Origin of the sequence: Flavobacterium sp. HJSW_4 (assembly GCF_042436695.1) — a bacterium.
GTDB lineage: Bacteria > Bacteroidota > Bacteroidia > Flavobacteriales > Flavobacteriaceae > Flavobacterium.
The window spans coordinates 15,469-34,818 of the sequence record NZ_JBHNPP010000025.1; the positions used below are offsets into that span (position 1 = coordinate 15,469).

Sequence of the window (19,350 nt, forward strand, 5' to 3'; positions counted from 1 at the left end):
ACGTATTTTTATTTAAAATAGTATATTTGGTGATTAAATGAATATTACGTCTCAAATAAAGCAGCCCATTTTTAACGAGATGGAACTTTTCGAAAAAAAGTTCCATGAGTCGATGACTTCTAAGGTTGCGTTGCTAAACCGAATCACATATTATATTGTAAACCGCAAAGGAAAACAAATGCGTCCGATGTTTGTTTTTCTTACTGCAAAAATGGTTTCTGGCGGTACTGTCAACGAAAGAACCTATCGCGGAGCTTCTGTAATTGAATTAATTCATACAGCAACTTTAGTCCACGATGATGTTGTAGACGATAGTAATCGTCGTCGCGGATTTTTCTCAATCAATGCACTTTGGAAAAATAAAATCGCCGTTTTAGTTGGTGATTATTTATTATCTAAAGGTTTGTTACTTTCTATTGACAATGGGGATTTTGATTTGTTGAGAATTATTTCTGTAGCTGTTCGCGAAATGAGCGAAGGAGAACTGCTTCAAATAGAAAAGGCAAGAAGACTTGATATTACTGAAGACGTTTACTACGAAATCATTAGAAAGAAAACGGCAACGCTTATTGCTGCATGTTGTGCGCTTGGCGCGAAAGCCGTAATCGAAGATGATACGCAAGTTGAAAACATGCGTAAGTTTGGCGAATTGATCGGAATGGCTTTTCAAATCAAAGACGATTTATTCGATTATAGCGACGAAGCAATCGGAAAACCAACAGGAATAGATATTAAAGAGCAAAAAATGACTTTGCCTTTAATTCACGTTTTAAATACTTGTACTCCACAAGAAAAAAAGTGGCTGATAAACTCTATCAAAAACCACAACAAAGACAAAAAACGCGTAAAAGAAGTTATCGCCTTTGTAAAAAATAATAATGGTTTGGCTTACGCCGAAAACAAAATGGTCGAATTCCAGCAGGAAGCACTTGCTTTACTTCAAAACTTTGCCGATTCAGAATACAAAGACGCTTTGACTTTGATGGTGAATTACGTTATTGAGAGAAAGAAATAATTCTGTTGATTTGTTAATATTTTTATTGTTAAATTTGGGCTCCGAATTTAATTCTAAAGTATGACCACCATAATTATTACAGTTTCTTTTCTACTAATTATCATTTTCTTTATTGTGCTTTACAACGGTTTTGTTTCCAAAAGAAATCGTGTAGAAGAAGCGTTTAGCGGCATCGATATTATCTTAAAAAAGCGATTCGATCTGATTCCTAATATTTTAGAAACTGTAAAAGGGTATATGGAACATGAAAAGGAAACACTCAGGTCTATTGTAAACCTTCGTAATCAGGCTTTAAATACTAATAATTCAGATGAAAAACTAAACCTGAATCAACGGCTTAATAATGCTGTGGGATCAGTTTTTGCATTGGCAGAAAACTATCCTGACCTAAAAGCAAATACTAATTTTTTAGATCTCCAGTCTGATTTAGGAGAAATAGAAACTGAAATAGAACGCTCAAAAAGATATTATAACGGGACAGTAAGAGAATATAATATTGCAGTTGAATCTTTTCCAGGTAATCTGATTGCTGGAATTTTTGGTTTTCCGAAAAAAGATTACCTCGAGTTAGAAGAGCAGAATCAAAGAGAATTACCTAAAGTTCAGTTTTAAATCGTTTATTAATATGTCTCTAAAAAAAGTATTTTTAGTATTATTTTCTGTTTTATTTTATCAGATTCAGGCGCAGGAGCGAATTTTAGATTTTGACGTTAAAGTTCAAATCGAAAAATCAGGAACCATTCAGGTTGTAGAGAACATTACCATAAAAGCAGAAGGGAATGAGTTTAGACATGGTTTGCTGAGGGTGTTGCCATTAACCCGAGAAGATAAAAATGGCAACCAGATTGATGTAGAATATTCGATAAGTTCCATTAAAAAAGATGGAAAAGAAGAACAATATTTTACAGAAAGAAGCAAATACGACTGGAAAATTTATATTGGGAGCAAAAATGTTGTTTTAGAACAAGGGGTTTATCAATATGAAATTAGTTACAGTGTGCCTTTTCAAATTGGGTATTTTGATGATTATGATGAGCTGTACTGGAACGTAACAGGAAATAGATGGTATTTTCCTATTGATAATGCAACTTGTCAAATCTCTCTGCCATCAGAAAATAATCGGTTCCAAAATTTGCATTGTTATACAGGCACCGCAGGATCAACAAGGTCAAATTGTACGAGCTCTTTAAATTCGGAAAATACAATTGTGACTTTCTCTGCAAGCAATCTTAGATCTAACGAAGGGCTTACTGTTGCAGCTTCATTTCCAAAAGGAGTTGTTGATTCTCCAACTTTGCTACAGAAATTGGAATCTTATTATAAACTGGTAAAAGAGTACTTATGGTCTGTTCTTTTTGTACTTGGGATGCTTATTTTCTTTTTTTTAAGTTGGAAAAAACATGGAAAAGAGCCTGCCAAAAAAACAATAATACCTGAATTCGTACCTCCTTTCAATTGGTCGCCTGCAATTGTAGGTTATGTTTATCATAAGAAAATCAAAGAAAAAACATATATGGCATCTCTAATTAATACAGCTGTAAAAGGCGCTATTAGAATATGTCCAGTCTTAGAAGATGGGGTTCTTACAAATGCAGATAATTATGAAATTGAAGTTTTAAATAAAGATTTAAAGACTTTAAGTAGAGAAGAATCGGAGATTATAAGAAGCTTTTCAAAGAAGAAAATAAAAGTTAAGGATTCAAATCATCGGATATTTGGAAAAGCATATTCGAATTGGAGTCAAGATGTAACCAGACAGATAGATTTGGACAATTTGTATGAAAAAAATAATAATTTAAAGTGGGTAGGTTTTTTAGTGTTTTTAAGTGCAGGACTATTTTATGAAATGCTTTCTAAAACTGAAGGATATATTAATTATATATTTTATTGCGGATTAATCATAGTGATTTATGGATTAACATTTCTCTTTTCGAAAAAGACTTTCGACCAAGTATGGATTGTTTTAAAAATATTTGTATCATTTTTTGTTTTGCTGCCAGGTGTCTTTATATTTTTAATTACGATGTCTTTTTTAAATGATATGCAAATTGTTACAATATTTTTTGTTTTTCTTATGTATATCTTTTATGCATGGAGTATAGGCAGAAATACAGAAAAAGGTTCAGAAGCAATCTCTAAATTAAAAGGATTCAGATTATATCTCGAAACGGCGGAGAAAGATAGGATGAATATGCTGAATCCGCCTGAATTGACCCCACAATTGTTTGAAAAATTGTTTCCTTATGCAATAGCATTAAATGTAGAAATAGTTTGGGGAAAACAATTTGAAGAGATTTTAGAGCAGGCAAAGTATAATCCAGAATGGTATCAGGGGGACGATTCGTTTTATGTTCGACCAACAATGTTTTTGTCTGGCCTTTCAAATTCAATAAGTTCTGCAGCTGTAAATCCAAATCCTACCAGATCATCGAGTTCTTCTAGTTCATCATCCAGTAGCGGCGGTAGTAGTGGAAGCAGCGGTAGTTGGAGTAGCGGCAGCTCTGGTGGAGGAAGTTCCGGCGGAGGTGGCGGAGGTGGCGGAGGCGGCGGTTGGTAAAACTTGTCCGTAAACTGTTATTTTTAAGAATATTTTATTTTAATGAACCTTGCAATAGTTTTATAGCAAGGTTTTTTTATAAAATCCAAATAAATGAATCTGATATTAAGTGTCAGTAAGTCAATAATTTGTATCTATGTATTATAGTTTGGAATTTATTTTTTGGATTTTTTTTACTTCCCATACAACCATTTCAAATCGACAATCGTCTATGCTAATAGAAGTCTGTTTCTAAAACCAAAACCGAAAGCTTATTAATGAAAATTATAGCATTACATCAAGAAGAAACTAAAATCATAAAGCTGGCTGCCGAGAACAATCGTCAGGCACAGCAGCAGATTTATAGTAAGTTTTCTTCTAAAATGTTAAGCGTATGCCGACAATATATAAAGGACATACAGCTGGCAGAAGATGTAATGATAACTGCTTTCATGAAAGTGTTTACCAATTTAAGCAAGTTTGAACACAAAGGAAGTTTTGAAGGCTGGATCCGCAGAATTATGGTTAACGAATGCATTTCTTATTTACGAGTTCAGAAAAAAGTAAAATTTGCTGAAGATGAATTTTTTGTTGAAGAAAGCTTTAATGAAATCGATAGCCAGTTTACAGTAGAACAGATTCAGTATTTAATTGATGCCTTGCCAGACGGCTACAAAATGGTTTTCAATTTATATGCGATTGAAGGCTACAAACACAATGAAATTGCCAAGATGTTAGGGATTAATGAAGGAACATCAAAATCGCAATTATCGCATGCTAGAAAAATGCTGCAAGCACAAATTACAATTTTAAAAAAACAAGATAATGGAACCGAATAATTTTGAAAAGGATTTCCGTGAAAAGCTAAATCAACGTGAAATTGAACCAAGCAACAAAGCCTGGGATCGATTAGATGCGATGTTGAGTGTAGCAGAAGAGAATAAACCGATTAAATTGGATTCAAAAAAATCAAAAAGAAAATGGTTGTTTATAGCAGCCAGTTTCATTGGGTTTTTATTGGTTGGAACGCTGTTTTTTAATCAAAATAAAGATGCAGTTAAAACACCAGAAACGGTAATTGTAGAGAAAGAAACGGAAACTCAAAAAGAATCGGTTTCAGAGCCTGTTATTCATAATGCTAATTCAGTAAAAACAGAAACTGCGATTGCTGAAAAATCTTCAGAGGAATCTTCAAAAAAACAAGAAAAAAGCAATCCCAAAGCCTCGGAACAAATTTCAAATAAAACTATTAAAAATGAAGAAAATCAAATAGCGGAGTCTTCAATCATCATCAAAAACAATCAAGAAAAACAATCAGCAGAGAATCAGAGCTTAATTGCAGAAATTTCAAAAAAAGAAAATGTCGATCAGTTGTTAGAAACGGCTGAAAATAAAGTTTTAGCAGAAAATGCAGTTAAGCCAAAGCCTAAAGTGAAAATAAATGCTAATAATTTATTGGATCAAGTAGACGGCGAATTGGAACTTTCGTTTAGAGAAAAAATGATAGCCAAGATCAATAAAAGTTATCACACAGTTAAAGTTGCTGTGGAAAATCGAAATATCAAAAAATAAAGAAAAACATCAATCAATCAATCAATCAATCAATCAATCAATCAAAAAAAGACAATCATGAAAAATTTTACCATTTATCTATTCCTCCTAGTTTTTTTATTTGTCACTAAAATGGTGGGACAAGAAACTTTTGAGAGCAAAGCAAAAGCAATCGCGGTTACTATTGAAAAAATAACTAATGAAGAAAAAACAGCATTAAAAAAAGAAGTTGATGAGGTGAATAATCAGTTAGTCGAAGGAACAATTTCTAGAGAAGAAGCAGAGAAAAAGAAAAAAGATTTTGCTGAAAAAAGAGCTCGTAACATCGAAAACAGAGTGGCAATTGAGCAAGAAAAATTGCAAGAATTAGTTCAAGAAAAAGTAGACGGTAAAGTAAATTATACTCAAGAAAAAGGAGGCACGGTATTGTTAATTGGCAGTAAGGATTCAATCAGACCAAATCAGACTGAAATAAAAATTCCGGCAATGAAAGTGTACGAAGGGCAAGATGAAAAGATAAGAAGAGAATCTAAAAGAACAACTTCTCAGTTTGTATTTGCAATGGGTTTGAATAGTGCAATGGTTGATGGTAAACTTCAGGATTCGAACTATGATTTTATTGGGTCGCATTTTTACGAATGGGGTTTAACTTTAAATTCTAGAATTTTAAACGATAACAATTTATTGCATGCTAAATATGGACTTTCATTAATGTATAACAATCTTCGCCCAACAGACAATCGTAGTTTTGTGGTAAATGGCAATCAGACAGATTTGGTAACAAATCCGATACACTTAAAAGAATCTCGTTTTAGAAATGTCTATTTGGTGGTTCCTGTTCATTTAGAATTTGATTTTTCGAAAGACGGAAACCATGATGGGAAAAGCTATTTCAGAACACATAAAGGATTCAGAATGGGATTTGGAGGATATGCAGGAATTAATGTAAAATCGAAACAGATTTTAAAATTTGAAGACAATGATTATAAAACCACTCAAAAAACAAAAGGCGATTATAATGTAAATAATTTTATTTACGGACTAAGTACTTATGTAGGATATAAAGCAACAAGCCTGTATTTAAAATATGATTTAAATCCGATATTTAAGAACAATGCGATAGACGAGAACAATATTTCATTAGGTATTCGCTTCGATTTCAATTAAGAAGAAAATTAAGTTTAGTTAGTAAAAAGGGCATCTCGAAAGAGGTGCTTTTTTTGATTTAAAATGATAAAAATTCCAACAAGATTTACGTATTTTTGCAAGCTCTCAACTTTTAAAATTTAATACACTTTGATTTCACAAGCCACCATTGATTCTGTTTTTGAAACTGCTCGAGTAGAGGAGGTTATTGGCGATTTTGTGAATTTAAAACGTGCAGGAAGTAATTTTAAAGGTCTGAGTCCATTCTCAGATGAGCGTTCGCCTTCGTTTATGGTGTCGCCTGCAAAAGGAATCTGGAAAGATTTTAGTACTGGAAAAGGCGGAAACTCGGTTAAATTCTTAATGGAACATTCGCAATTTACCTATCCGGAAGCCATTCGATATTTAGCTAAAAAATACAATATCGAAATTGAAGAAACTGAACAAACTGAAGCCGAAAAAGCAAACACTGATCTTCGCGAAAGTATGTATTTGGTTTCTGAATTTGCTGCTAAGTATTTTCAGGATGTTTTGGTTAATTCTGAAGAAGGAAAAGCAATCGGTTTATCGTATTTTAAAGAAAGAGGATTTACGAATGAAACCATCAAAAAATTCAATTTAGGATACTCTCCAGAAACTTGGGATGCTTTGACGAAAGAAGCCCTTGGAAAAGGATATAAATTAGAGTTTTTAGAAAGTACAGGTTTAACAATTCCGAGAGAAGACCGTCCGTTTGATAGATTTAAAGGACGTGTAATGTTTCCTATTCAAAGTATGTCGGGACGTGTTTTAGGTTTTGGAGGACGTATTTTAACCAATGATAAAAAAGCGGCAAAATATCTAAACTCGCCAGAAAGTGATATTTACCATAAAAGTAAAGTCCTTTACGGGATTTATCATGCAAAACAATCTATAGCCAAACAAAACAATTGTTATTTGGTTGAAGGGTATACCGATGTAATTCAGTTTAGCCAAGCTGGAATCGAAAATGTTGTGGCGTCGTCGGGAACAGCTTTAACGCCGGATCAAATTCGTTTGATCAATCGTTTGACTAGAAATATTACCGTACTTTTTGATGGAGATGCAGCTGGTTTACGAGCAGCCATTCGAGGAATTGATTTGATTTTGGAAGAAGGTATGAACGTTCGTGTTTGTTCTTTTCCTCAAGGAGAAGACCCAGACAGTTTTGCGCGTAAAAATTCTCATGACGATTTAGTTGCTTATCTAGAAAACAATAGTAAAGATTTTATTCAGTTTAAGGCTTCGATTTTAATGGGCGAAGCTAAAAATGACCCAATAAAAAAGGCCGATCTGATTCGTGATATGGTTACGAGTATTTCTAAAATACCAGACCGCATTCAGCGTGAAGTTTATATTCAGGAATGTGCTCGAATCATGGATATTTCGGAGCAGGTTTTAACGAGTACTTTGGCGCAATTAATTCAGAAAGATATTGCTGATGCTAACAAAAAGCAGAAACAAGAGCAAAGACCTTTTGAAGTAGTTAGAAATCAGCCTCCGCAAGGAGGTACTTTTTCAGGAGGAGATCCAGAAGATCCAAGAACTGGTCCGCCGGAAGGTTACGATTATCCTGGTGATATGGGGAATTATCCGCAAGAGCAAAATCAAAAAATTGATATTTTATATGGTTTCGAAAGGAAAGTCATTGAGGTTTTACTTTTGTACGGAAGCGTAGTGGAAGATTTTGAAGATGTTTTCTTGAAGGCAGATGAAGAAGGAAATGTAAAAGAAGTTTCAGAAAAAAGACAATATAAAGTATTCGAAAAAATATATTTAAGTCTTCAGGAAGATGAGATAGAGTTGTCGAATGTTTTATTTCAGAATATTTACACTAATATTATTGATTTCTACAATCGAAATGAGACATTTAGTTTAGATAAATATTTGATGCATTTGGAGCCTGAATTTGCTCAGGAAGTAACCAATATTTTAATGGAAGACGAAAGATTGACTATTCACAATTGGGAAGGGCAAAATATTTTTCCGAAACAAAAAAGTGAGACAATCGAGCAAAATGTTTCTGAGACTATATTTTCTATGCGCTGGTACTTGGTGTCTGGAATTATTGCAGAATTGAAGAATTCTCTTTTAACCGATCCGCAAGAAGACAATTCAGAAGTTTTGAGTATGGTTATCGATTATTCTAAATTGCTGAATAACTTTTCGAAGAAATTAGGAAGAGTAGTAGTGCCTTATCACTAAAAAAGAAAAAACTCTATCTAATTTGATAAATCAAAATAGATAGAGTTTTTATAAGTTTTTCGATTCTCTTAAAGGTTAAGATTTTCGATTTTGATTAAATAATTTCTAAAGTCTTAGCTTTATTAACTAAGTCAACCAAATTAGTAACGTTTAATTTAGTCAATAATCTTAGTTTGTAAGTACTGATCGTTTTTTCGTTCAGATTTAAGATTTTAGAGATTTCGTTGTTTTTCTTACCATCACTTAAATAACGTAAAACTTCGATTTCGCGGTTAGAAAGTTTTCTGTACAGACGTTCGCTTTTGCTTTGTTTAGCAATAAGTGCCATGTTTTTACGTACTGTTTCGTTGATGATAATTTTTCCTTCGTGTACTTTAATAATAGAATGACCTAATGTTTCAAGTTTTTCTGTTTTGTGTACATACCCAGAAACTCCTGCTTTAATTGCGTTTGGAGCGTACATTTGCTCAGCAAGATCACTGAAAATAACAATTTTTGTTTTTGGGAAATTTTTTAAGATAGATTTAATTTCAAAGATGCTTGAAAGACCTTCTAACTCTAAATCTAGAATTAAAATGTCGATCTCCTTCGTTTGAAGAATATCTCTAACCATTGAAAAATTGCCTACGTTGGCAACAATTGAAATTTGATCGTGGTCTTTAAAATAAGACTTAACGCCAAAGTGCGTAACAGGATGATTGTCTGCTAGACATACTTTAATCATAATTTTTACCTTTTTTAGAATTGTTCATGTTTTTGGAACTGTAAAATTAATAAATAAATTCTGTAATATCCAGCAGAGAATGTTAAAATGTATTATTTTAACGTTTTGGGTATTAAACAAACCGGAATTGGGTCCATTTTATGCTTGTTGTTGGTGTTTAGTCGTTTATAAATTTCAAAGACAGATTTTTCTCTCCCCTCGAAGTCAGATGCCGTTTTTCCTGACTCCGCGGCTAGCATCGCCCATTCTAATTCGTCGTAACTTGCGCCTAATTGGTCTTCATCTGTACGATTGTCTCCAAACAATCCATCAGTAGGTGCTGCTGTTAAAATTGATTGCGGAATTTGTAAAAATTCTCCCAAAGCATACACGTCAGATTTCATTAAATCAGCAATTGGACTTAAATCTACGCCGCCATCTCCGTATTTTGTGTAAAAACCTACACCAAAATCTTCAACTTTGTTCCCTGTTCCGGCAACAAGTAGACCGTGAATTCCTGCTAAATAATATAAAGAAGTCATTCTGATGCGTGCACGAGTATTAGCTAAAGCTAAATTTACTTTCGCCACATCATCTGTTACAGGCACAGCACTTTTAAAAGATTCAAAAGTTTCAGTCAAATCTGTCTTCACATCAGAAACATTTGAGAAACGTTTTTTTAGTTGGTCAATATGCTCTCTTCCTCTCGAAACTTGGCTTTCTGCCTGATGAATCGGCATTTCTACACATAAAACATTCAGTCCTGTTTGTGCGCATAAAGTTGAAGTTACTGCAGAATCTACACCTCCCGAGATTCCAATTACAAAACCATTTACTTTTGCATTAGCAGCGTAATTTTTTAACCACTCTACAATGTGCGTATTTACTTTTTCTGTCTGAATTGTGCTTTTTTTAGCCATAATAGTTTAAGTTTTAAGATGCAGGGATGTATATTTGCAGAATTATTTTGAGTATGCAATTACTTAAAATTCTGATAACACAAATCTAATTAAAATAAAATGAAAATATATCGCTTTGCAGTGGTTCTATGCCTGTTTTTTTTGTCTTGCAACCAAAAAAGTAAGGTTGAAAAAGAAGTAGAAGAAATTCCTGTTGATATTAAAGTAGAACGATTTGACAAGGTATTTTTTGAAACCAAACCGCAAGATCTTGCGAAAGTAAAAAAGCAGTATCCGTTTTTCTTTCCTGGCAACGATGATAACGTCTGGATTCAGAAAATGAACGATCCGATTTGGAGAGAAGTTTATGATGAAGTTCAGAAAAAATACAGCAATTTTGAACCTGTTCGCAAAGAGTTTAATGAGCTTTTTCAGCACGTAAAATATTATTTTCCTAAAACAAAAATTCCAAAAGTAATTACTGTTATTGGAGAAATGGACTATAATGCAAAATCAATTTATGCGGATAGTCTTGTAGTTGTGGCTTTGGAACTGTATTTAGGAAAAAATCATAAGTTTTATGAGTTTCCAAATTACTTAAAAGAGAATTTTGAAGAAAGACAAATTATGCCAGACGTGGTTTCTAGTTTTTCATATCGAAATATTCCAAATTCTATGGACAAGAGTCTGGTTGCTCAAATGGTTTTTGAAGGAAAACAGCTTTACGCAAAAGATTTACTGATTCCTGAATATACAGATGCAGAAAAAATGGGGTATACTCCAGAACAAATAAAATGGTGCGAAGAAAACGAAGCGTATATGTGGCGTTATTTCATAGAAAATGAAATGCTTTACAGCGACGACCCGAAATTGAGAGCAAGATTTATAGCTCCAGCACCTTTCTCTAAATTCTTTTTAGAAATTGATAACGATTCTCCAGGGCGAGTGGGAGCTTGGATTGGCTGGCAGATGGTACGTTCTTACATGAAAAATAATAGTGATGTTTCTTTGGAAGAGTTATTTAAAATTCAGCCAAAAGAAATCTTCGAAAAATCAAAATATAAACCTAAGAAATAATGGCAAATATAAATTCAGAGATTAAATTTAATATAGAATTGGACGAAAACCGCGTTCCTGAAAAATTAACATGGAGTGCGCAAGATGGTGGAGTTCAAGCCGAAGAGGCAAAAGCGATAATGCTGTCAATTTGGGATAGTAAAGCAAAAGAAACAATGCGTATTGATTTGTGGACAAAAGATATGCCAGTAGACGAAATGAAGATTTTCTTTCACCAGACTTTAGTGGCAATGTCAGATACTTTCAGACGTGCGACAGACGACGAAAAAATGTCTGATACCATGAAAGATTTTTGTGATTACTTCGCAGAAAAATTAGAACTTACGAAATAGTCAAATTTCAAATAAACGAAATCCCAAATACCAATCTTAAATATTGGGTTTGGGATTTTTTTTGTTTTTTATTTTGTACATTGTCTGAGTAAAACAAATTATATGTTGTTTCCTTTTCTTGTAAGCCTTGTCGGATTGTTTTTTCTGCTTGCTAATGCGATACGGTTTTACACGACCTGCAAAAACAGAGATATATTATACCGTATTATTACCGCCTATTTGGTTCTTTTGTTTTGCGTAGAATTACTTTGCAATATTATCGGATTCCTTTATCCAAATTCTAATTTCTTCCTTTCGCACTATTATTTCATTTTTCAGTTTATAGCGCTAAACTTATTTTTTTATAAAAGTTTTTCAAATAAACGATTAAAGAAGATTATGATAGTTGTGTTTGTTTCAGTGCTACTTTTTTTAGGATTTCAATATTATAACAGGCCTTCGCTTTATTGGGAATTTAATTTAATTGAAGTAACCATAACTTCTATTCCGCTGTTATTTTATGCGTTCTATTTTATTGTGTCAAATTTAAAAACTGATAAGCATAATTATTTCTATTTCTGTAACGGACTAATTATTTATTTAACGAGCAGTGCTGGTATCTTTTTATCAGGAAATACAGATTCGGTGATACTTACAGAGCCTTTTCTGCTCGATTTTTGGTTTTTCAATTCGCTTTTTTATATCCTTTATCAATTTTTGATTTATAAAGAATGGAAAGCTTTAAACTTTAGAAGAAAAACAAAGAAAAACATCAATGAGAAATTCCAATAAAAAAAATCCCAAATTTCAATTTTAGACTTGAAATTTGGGATTTTAATATTATGAGTTTTTAAATTTTTGAATTGAAATTTCTTTTCTAAAATTCCGAGTTATTTTTAAAAACTTCTTGATTCACTTGATCTATGTAAGACAAAAGTTCTTCTTTTCCGGTAGATTCTGTAGATGAGGTTACAAAATATTGCGGCATTTCGGCCCAGTTGTTGGCAAACATTTGTTTTTTGTAAGCTGCAATATGCGAATCTATTTTTGTCTTACTGATTTTATCTGCTTTAGTAAAAATAATGCAGAACGGAATTTCGCTTTCGCCCATATAAGACATAAATTCTACGTCGATATTTTGAGCTTCGTGGCGAATATCAATTAAAACAAAAGCACAAACTAATTGTTCTCTGTTTTCAAAATAATCAGTAATAAATTGCTGAAAAACTGATTTTGTTTTCTTTGAAACTTTAGCATAACCATAACCCGGTAAATCGACCAAAAACCAATTGTTATTGATTTTAAAATGATTGATTAATTGTGTTTTTCCTGGTCTCCCAGATGTTTTAGCTAAGTTTTTATTGTTGGTAAGCATGTTGATCAAAGATGACTTACCTACGTTTGATCTTCCTATAAAAGCATATTCTGGCAAAAAATCCTTCGGACATTTTGATGCGTCAGAATTGCTGATAATAAATTCGGCGGTGTTAATTTTCATAGTCCTTCTCGTTTTAAAACCTCCTTAAAAAATAAATTATAATGGCTAGAAATTCTTTTCAGTAAGCCATTTTTCAAGAATTTCATTAAATTCCTGAGGGTGTTCCATCATTGCTGCGTGTCCGCATTTGTCAATCCAGTATAAAGTTGAATTGGGTAATAACTTATTAAATTCTTCTGCTACATTTGGTGGTGTTACAGAGTCATTTTTACCCCAAATAATACAAGTTTCAACATCCATTTTTGGCAAATCTTTAGCCATATTATGGCGAATTGCGCTCTTAGCAATGGTTAAAGTTTTGATTAATTTGATGCGGTCATTGGCAGTTGCATAAACATCATCAATGATTTCTGGAGTGGCAATTTTTGGGTCGTAAAAAACTTCTCCAGCTTTCTTTTTGATGTATTCGTAATCGCCTCTTCTTGGGTAACTGTCTCCCATTGCGCTCTCGTAAAGTCCAGAACTTCCGGTAATTACAAGTCCTGCAACTTTTTCAGGATAAAGTTTTGTGTGGTACAAAGCGATGTGTCCTCCAAGAGAATTTCCTAGAAGAATAACTTTGTCAAACCCTTTAAAAGTGATAAAGTCTTTTACGTATTTCGCAAAACTTTTTACGTTCGTTTTTAAAATGCTTTGGGTGTATATTGGCAAATCTGGGATAACAACTTTATACCCTTTCGTTGGGAAATATTGTGCTACACCATCAAAGTTACTTAGACCTCCCATTAAACCATGCAGAATAACGATCGGAGTTCCTTCTCCAGCCTCAAAATAGCTGTATTTGCCTTCTTTTTTATAGTGTTTGTCCATCTAATCTAATGCCAATTTCAATTTCGACAAATATAGGGTTAATTACACAAAAATGAATTTTTGATGCCATTTTTTAACTAGATAATTTGAGTAGAATTTGTAATTCGTTAAAAATCAGTAATTAAACACGTATTTGATGAAATATTCAAATGTTAAGAAATCTGCATTATAATCAATTTTTTAAGAAAAATAACGCATTATTTTTTTGAATGAATAACGGATTTAAGAATCTGTTAATTAATAGTTAAGGTATTGATTGGATGTGGATTACGAAAAGTGGTAGTAAAGTGGTTAAACTTATTAACAAAGTGGTATAAAGTGGTAAAATGTGGTAATATTTTTTATATTTTTGCTGTATAACATGTTAACTAGTTTTTTTGAACACAATTGTTGGAACATATGAGTGTAAAGTCGACGCTAAAGGAAGGCTAATGATGCCTGCCCCTTTAAAAAAGCAGTTGACGGCATCTCTTCAAGACGGATTTGTTTTGAAGCGTTCTGTTTTTCAGCCGTGTTTAGAATTGTATCCGATGGTAGAATGGGATGCGATGATGAAAAAAATCAACAAGCTTAATCGCTTTGTAAAAAAGAACAACGATTTCATTAGAAGGTTTACTGCTGGTGTTAAAGTAGTTGAGGTTGATGCACTAGGGAGATTGCTTGTTCCAAAAGATTTGGTAACGTTTGCAAGTATTGCTAAAGATGTGGTTTTTTCATCTGCGGTTAATATTGTTGAGATTTGGGATAAAGATTTATACGAGAAATCAATAAGTGGCGAAGATATGGATTTTGCAGATCTAGCCGAAGAAGTAATGGGAAATATTAATGACGACGAAGATGGAATATCATAATCCGGTTTTGCTTCATCCAACAGTAGATGGTTTAAATATTAAACCTGATGGTGTGTATGTAGATGTTACGTTTGGAGGCGGTGGTCATTCAAAAGAGATTTTAAAAAGATTAGGGCCAAACGGAAAGCTGTTTGCATTTGACCAAGACGAAGATGCGCTTGCCAATGCACTGCCAGACGAGAGGTTTACTCTGATAAATGAGAACTTTAGGTTCATAAAAAGGTTTTTACGTTTTCACGGAGTAAAAGCAGTAGATGGAATCTTAGCAGATTTGGGAGTTTCATCACATCAGTTTGATGTTCCTGAAAGAGGTTTTTCTACAAGATTTGATGCCGAACTAGATATGCGGATGAGTCAAAAAAATGATTTAAATGCTTATCGAGTGGTTAACGAATATGAAGAACAGGATTTACGTCGTGTTTTTTTTGATTATGGGGAGTTGAAAAACGCACCAGTTTTAGCAAGAACAATTGTAGAAGCGAGAAAGTATTATCCGATCAAAACAACTGAAGAATTAAAAGAAGTTCTGAAAAAGTTTTTGCCAGAGAAAGTTAGAAACAAAGTTTTGGCTCAGATTTATCAGGCTATTCGAATCGAGGTAAATCAGGAAATGGACGTTCTTAAAGAATTTATTGAGCAGTCGTTGGAAATTTTAAAACCAGGAGGAAGATTTTCGGTAATCTCTTATCATTCTTTAGAAGATCGTTTGGTAAAGAGATTTATTAAAAACGGAATGTTTGAAGGAGAACCAGAAAGAGATTTTTATGGAAACTTTTCAGTTCCGTTCAAAACTATCGGAAAACTGATTGTTCCAGACAACGAAGAAATCAAGATTAATAATAGAGCAAGAAGTGCCAAATTAAGAGTTGCAGAAAAGCTATAATATATATTAAGGTAGGAAATAATGAAAAGTGGTGTATTTAGCATATTAAAAGCAAGGTTTCTGATTCATGAAGATGCAGTAAAAAACTGGCGATTTATCGTCTTTATAATTCTGCTGGCCATTTTGATGATTGCCAATACACAGCGATACGAACAAAAGGTTTTTGAAATCGCAAAATTAAATAATGAAACAAAAGAATTGAGATCGGAGTTTGTAGATCGACGTTCAGAATTGATGAAATTAAAAATGGAGTCGACGATCTCGGATAAAATGTTAGAAAAACAAATTTTTCCGTCGACAGTTCCTCCAGTGAAAATAGAAGTTAAAAAAGAAGAAGAAAAAAGTTTCTTTAAAAGAATATGGCAGTAGACGATAAACATATATCCTACAGAATTTACCTCGTAGCAGTTTTCATCTTTTTGATGGCAATTGCTATTGTTGTTAAATTAACCAATATTCAGTGGGTTGATGGAGATTATTACAGAAAGTTGGCAAAACAGCGTACTGTGAGAAACTTTGTTATTCCTGCAAACAAAGGAAATATTTATTCTGCTGACGGAAGTTTGTTGGCAACATCAATTCCAAATTATGAAATTCGTTTTGATGCGAAAGCGCCAAAAAAAGAAACTTTTGAGAAATATGTAAAACAATTGTCTGATTCTTTAGAAACTGTTTTGGATAGACCGGCAGGTTATTACGAAAAAGAATTAAGAAAAGCGCGAGAGAATAAAAATCGTTATTATTTGATTGCTCGAAATTTAAGTTATACTGAATATGTGAAAATTAAAGGTTTTCCATTATTTAATTTAGGGGCCTTCAAAGGAGGAATCATTGTTGAGCAAGAAACGGTTAGAAAACATCCAATCGGTAAAATTGCAGAAAGAACAATTGGTTATGACCGTATTGATCCAGCAACTGGAGTAGAAGTAGGAAAAGGAATTGAGTGGGCTTTTAAAAGCTATTTGAATGGAAAAGATGGTAAAATTCTAAAACAAAAAATCGCAAAAGGGCAATGGAAACCGATTCGTGATGTTAACGAAGTGGATCCAATTGATGGTTATGATGTGATTTCGACCATAGATGTTTTTATTCAGGATATTGCGCATCATGCTTTGTTGAAACAATTACAAGATTATGAGGCAGATCATGGTTGTGTGGTAGTGATGGAAACAGAAACAGGTTATGTAAAAGCAATTTCAAATTTAGGAAGAGCAGAAGACGGATCGTATTACGAAACAACAAATTATGCGATTGCTGAATCTCACGAACCTGGATCGACTTTTAAATTGGTCGATTTAGTTGCGATTTTAGAAGATAAAGTAGCTGATACAAGTCACGTTTATGATAGTCATAATGGTGTGGTTAAATATTATGGAAGATCTGTACGAGATTCGCACCACGGTGGTTACGGAAAAGTTTCATTAGCACGAGGATTTGAACTTTCATCAAATACGGTAATGGTTCAAGCGGTTTATGAGAATTATAAGAGCAATCCATCAAAATTTGTAAATCATATCAGAAGCTTTGGCTTAGATAAGCCTTTAGGATTACACTTTAAAGGAGAAGGCAGACCAATTGTTCCGCATCCTGGAGATAAAAGCTGGTCAGGAATTTCACTTCCGTGGATGGCTTTCGGATACTCAGTTTCTGTTACGCCAATGCAGACATTGGCTTTTTATAATTCGATTGCGAATAATGGAGTAATGGTTAGGCCACAATTTGTTTCAGAAATCAAAGAATGGAATAAAACGATTAAAAAGTTTGATACAGAGGTAATGAATCCGAGAATTTGTTCGCCTGAAACGCTTAAAAAAGTAAAAGCAGTTTTAGAAAATGTGGTGAAAAAAGGAACAGCTTCTAAATTGTATTCGAAAGATTTCTCAATGGCAGGGAAAACAGGAACAGCGATGGTGAATTATGGTAAAGCAGGAAGAGAAGGTATGTATTATGCATCTTCGTTTGCAGGATATTTTCCAGCAGATCATCCAAAATATTCTTGTATTGTAGTGGTTCATAAACCAAATACGGCTAAGAATAATTATTATGGAGCAGACGTTGCAGGGCCAGTTTTTAAAAGAATTGCGCAAAAGATTTTTACAGATGCGCCTTCAACAAATAAGATTAAAAAATTAGATACTAGAGTTCCGAAACAGGATGCTAGTTATGATAAATATATCGTTGAGTCAAATAAAAAAATGAATCAGATTCCGAATTTAAAAGGAATGCCTGGTATGGACGCAATTGCTTTACTGGAGAATTTAGGTTTGAAAGTAAAAGTAAGTGGAATGGGGAAAGTGAAAAATCAATCGATTCAAGCGGGAACCAGTATTAGCAAAAACACAACAATTGTATTAGAATTATCGTGAAAGTATTAAAAGACATATTATATAAAGTAGCTATCGAATCTGTAAAAGGTTCGACAGACGCGGCTATTCAGAAAATTGAATTTGATTCACGTAAAGTAGAAGCAAATGATGTTTTCGTGGCAATTCGCGGTTCACTTTCAGATGGACATGATTATATCGAAAAAGCAATTCAGCTTGGAGCAAAAGCAATTATCTGCGATACGTTTCCATCAAATATTGCAAATGATGTGACTTATATTCAGGTAAAAGACACAAATACTGCGTTGGCTTTTATGGCGGCTAATTATTTTGCAGATCCTTCTTCAAAATTAAAATTAGTTGGTGTAACAGGAACAAATGGTAAAACTACGATTGCATCGTTATTGTTTCAATTGTTTCAAAAAGCAGGTTTTAAAGTTGGTTTATTATCAACAGTAAAAATAGTAGTCGATAAAACAGAATATCCTGCAACGCATACAACGCCAGATTCTTTGACAATTAATCATTATTTAAATGAAATGGTTGAAGCTGGGGTTACGCATTGCTTTATGGAAGTAAGCTCGCACGGTATTCATCAAAAACGAACTGAAGCTTTGCATTTTGTGGGAGGAATTTTTACAAATCTTTCTCACGATCATTTGGATTATCATCCAACATTTGCAGAATACAGAGATGTTAAAAAGTCATTTTTTGATTCGCTTCCAAAATCAGCATTTGTTTTATCAAACATTGATGATAAAAACGGAGCGGTAATGTTGCAAAATACTGTAGCTAAAAAACTGACTTATGCTTTAAAATCTTATGCAGATTACAGAGCACAGATTTTAGAAAGCCAATTATCAGGTTTATTATTGAAAATTAACGAAAATGAGGTTTGGGTAAAACTGATTGGTACTTTCAACGCATACAATGTTTTAGCTATTTACGGAACAGCTGTAGAGCTAGGAATTGATAGCCTTGAAGCGTTGCGTTTATTGTCTGATTTAGAAAGTGTTTCGGGTCGTTTTCAATATATTGTTTCAAATGAAAAGATCACGGCTGTTGTAGATTACGCGCACACGCCAGATGCACTTGAGAATGTTTTAAAAACTATCAATGATATTCGCACTAAAAATGAGCAGTTGATTACTGTTGTTGGTTGCGGAGGGAATCGTGATAAAACAAAACGTCCGATTATGGCAAAGATTGCTTCGGATATGAGTGATAAAGCGGTTTTAACTTCAGATAATCCTAGAAATGAAGATCCAGAAGTTATTTTGGATGAAATGGAACAAGGAGTTGAGCCTCAGAATTACAAAAAAATGCTGCGAATTACAGATAGAAAACAAGCAATTAAAACCGCTTGTCAATTGGCTCAGCCAAACGATATCATTCTAATTGCAGGAAAAGGACACGAAACGTATCAGGAGATAAATGGTGTTCGCCATCATTTTGACGATATGGAAACAGTAAAAGAGATTTTAGAACAACTAGGAAAATAACAAAATAAAAATTCCAAAACT

18 protein-coding genes are annotated in these 19,350 nt (G+C 33.3%); 14 read left to right on the forward strand and 4 right to left on the reverse strand.

The genetic code is table 11. The features are described from left to right. Nucleotides 1–37 precede the first annotated feature (37 nt). From ACE01P_RS19195 to dnaG, 7 genes are all read left to right on the forward strand, one after another. A complete protein-coding gene (locus ACE01P_RS19195) occupies nt 38–1,015 on the forward strand; it encodes a polyprenyl synthetase family protein (protein WP_379700657.1) in 978 nt (325 codons plus the stop codon). Nucleotides 1,016–1,075: 60 nt separating this feature from the next. Then, nucleotides 1,076–1,627 carry a LemA family protein gene (locus ACE01P_RS19200; protein WP_379700658.1) on the forward strand — a complete coding sequence of 184 codons (552 nt, stop codon included), beginning with the start codon at nt 1,076–1,078 and terminating at the stop codon, nt 1,625–1,627. 13 nt (nt 1,628–1,640) lie between these two features. After that, nucleotides 1,641–3,572, forward strand: a complete 1,932-nt coding sequence (locus ACE01P_RS19205) for a DUF2207 domain-containing protein (protein ID WP_379700659.1) — start codon at nt 1,641–1,643, stop codon at nt 3,570–3,572. 257 nt (nt 3,573–3,829) lie between these two features. Next, on the forward strand, nt 3,830–4,390 hold the full coding sequence (locus ACE01P_RS19210) for an RNA polymerase sigma factor (protein ID WP_379700660.1): 561 nt from the start codon (nt 3,830–3,832) through the stop codon (nt 4,388–4,390). Continuing rightward, nucleotides 4,377–5,123: a hypothetical protein gene (locus tag ACE01P_RS19215; RefSeq protein ID WP_379700661.1), complete on the forward strand. Its 747-nt coding sequence runs from the start codon at nt 4,377–4,379 to the stop codon at nt 5,121–5,123. The genes ACE01P_RS19210 and ACE01P_RS19215 overlap by 14 nt, the downstream gene beginning before the upstream one ends. Nucleotides 5,124–5,180: 57 nt before the next feature. Next, complete coding sequence (locus tag ACE01P_RS19220; RefSeq protein ID WP_379700662.1) at nt 5,181–6,269, forward strand: hypothetical protein; 1,089 nt, start codon at nt 5,181–5,183, stop codon at nt 6,267–6,269. A 129-nt stretch (nt 6,270–6,398) separates the two neighbouring features. Next, nucleotides 6,399–8,471: a DNA primase gene (dnaG, locus tag ACE01P_RS19225; protein WP_379700663.1), complete on the forward strand. Its 2,073-nt coding sequence runs from the start codon at nt 6,399–6,401 to the stop codon at nt 8,469–8,471. Between the two features lie 94 nt (nt 8,472–8,565). Here the strand turns inward: dnaG and ACE01P_RS19230 are convergent, their stop codons facing one another. Beyond that, nucleotides 8,566–9,195 (reverse strand): response regulator transcription factor, encoded by a 630-nt coding sequence (locus tag ACE01P_RS19230; protein WP_008467169.1) that lies wholly within the window; start codon nt 9,193–9,195, stop codon nt 8,566–8,568. 92 nt (nt 9,196–9,287) lie between these two features. Further along, nucleotides 9,288–10,094: an NAD(+) synthase gene (gene nadE / locus ACE01P_RS19235; RefSeq protein WP_379700664.1), complete on the reverse strand. Its 807-nt coding sequence runs from the start codon at nt 10,092–10,094 to the stop codon at nt 9,288–9,290. Nucleotides 10,095–10,193: 99 nt separating this feature from the next. Between nadE and gldB the strand changes: the two genes are divergently transcribed. Both gldB and gldC read left to right on the forward strand, forming a co-directional pair. After that, on the forward strand, nt 10,194–11,150 hold the full coding sequence (gene gldB / locus ACE01P_RS19240; RefSeq protein WP_379700665.1) for a gliding motility lipoprotein GldB: 957 nt from the start codon (nt 10,194–10,196) through the stop codon (nt 11,148–11,150). Continuing rightward, nucleotides 11,150–11,482, forward strand: a complete 333-nt coding sequence (gene gldC, locus ACE01P_RS19245) for a gliding motility protein GldC (protein WP_379700666.1) — start codon at nt 11,150–11,152, stop codon at nt 11,480–11,482. Before gldB ends, gldC begins: the two co-directional genes overlap by 1 nt. Before the next feature lie 856 nt (nt 11,483–12,338). Here gldC and yihA read toward each other — a convergent pair. Further along, nucleotides 12,339–12,959 (reverse strand): ribosome biogenesis GTP-binding protein YihA/YsxC, encoded by a 621-nt coding sequence (yihA, locus tag ACE01P_RS19250; RefSeq protein WP_379700667.1) that lies wholly within the window; start codon nt 12,957–12,959, stop codon nt 12,339–12,341. A 45-nt stretch (nt 12,960–13,004) separates the two neighbouring features. Beyond that, nucleotides 13,005–13,769 (reverse strand): alpha/beta fold hydrolase, encoded by a 765-nt coding sequence (locus ACE01P_RS19255; RefSeq protein WP_379700668.1) that lies wholly within the window; start codon nt 13,767–13,769, stop codon nt 13,005–13,007. 377 nt (nt 13,770–14,146) lie between these two features. Between ACE01P_RS19255 and ACE01P_RS19260 the strand changes: the two genes are divergently transcribed. From ACE01P_RS19260 to ACE01P_RS19280, 5 genes are read left to right on the forward strand one after another with little or no spacing between them, the layout of a single operon-like run. Next, nucleotides 14,147–14,620 (forward strand): division/cell wall cluster transcriptional repressor MraZ, encoded by a 474-nt coding sequence (locus tag ACE01P_RS19260; protein WP_250834012.1) that lies wholly within the window; start codon nt 14,147–14,149, stop codon nt 14,618–14,620. Beyond that, nucleotides 14,595–15,503, forward strand: a complete 909-nt coding sequence (gene rsmH, locus ACE01P_RS19265; RefSeq protein ID WP_379700669.1) for a 16S rRNA (cytosine(1402)-N(4))-methyltransferase RsmH — start codon at nt 14,595–14,597, stop codon at nt 15,501–15,503. The genes ACE01P_RS19260 and rsmH overlap by 26 nt, the downstream gene beginning before the upstream one ends. Nucleotides 15,504–15,524: 21 nt before the next feature. Further along, nucleotides 15,525–15,872, forward strand: a complete 348-nt coding sequence (locus ACE01P_RS19270; RefSeq protein ID WP_289879966.1) for an FtsL-like putative cell division protein — start codon at nt 15,525–15,527, stop codon at nt 15,870–15,872. Next, the gene (locus ACE01P_RS19275) at nt 15,863–17,869 is read left to right on the forward strand and encodes a penicillin-binding protein (RefSeq protein ID WP_379700670.1); all 2,007 of its coding nucleotides are present in this window, start codon (nt 15,863–15,865) and stop codon (nt 17,867–17,869) included. Before ACE01P_RS19270 ends, ACE01P_RS19275 begins: the two co-directional genes overlap by 10 nt. After that, a complete protein-coding gene (locus ACE01P_RS19280; RefSeq protein WP_379700671.1) occupies nt 17,866–19,329 on the forward strand; it encodes a UDP-N-acetylmuramoyl-L-alanyl-D-glutamate--2,6-diaminopimelate ligase in 1,464 nt (487 codons plus the stop codon). Before ACE01P_RS19275 ends, ACE01P_RS19280 begins: the two co-directional genes overlap by 4 nt. Nucleotides 19,330–19,350: the final 21 nt, after the last annotated feature.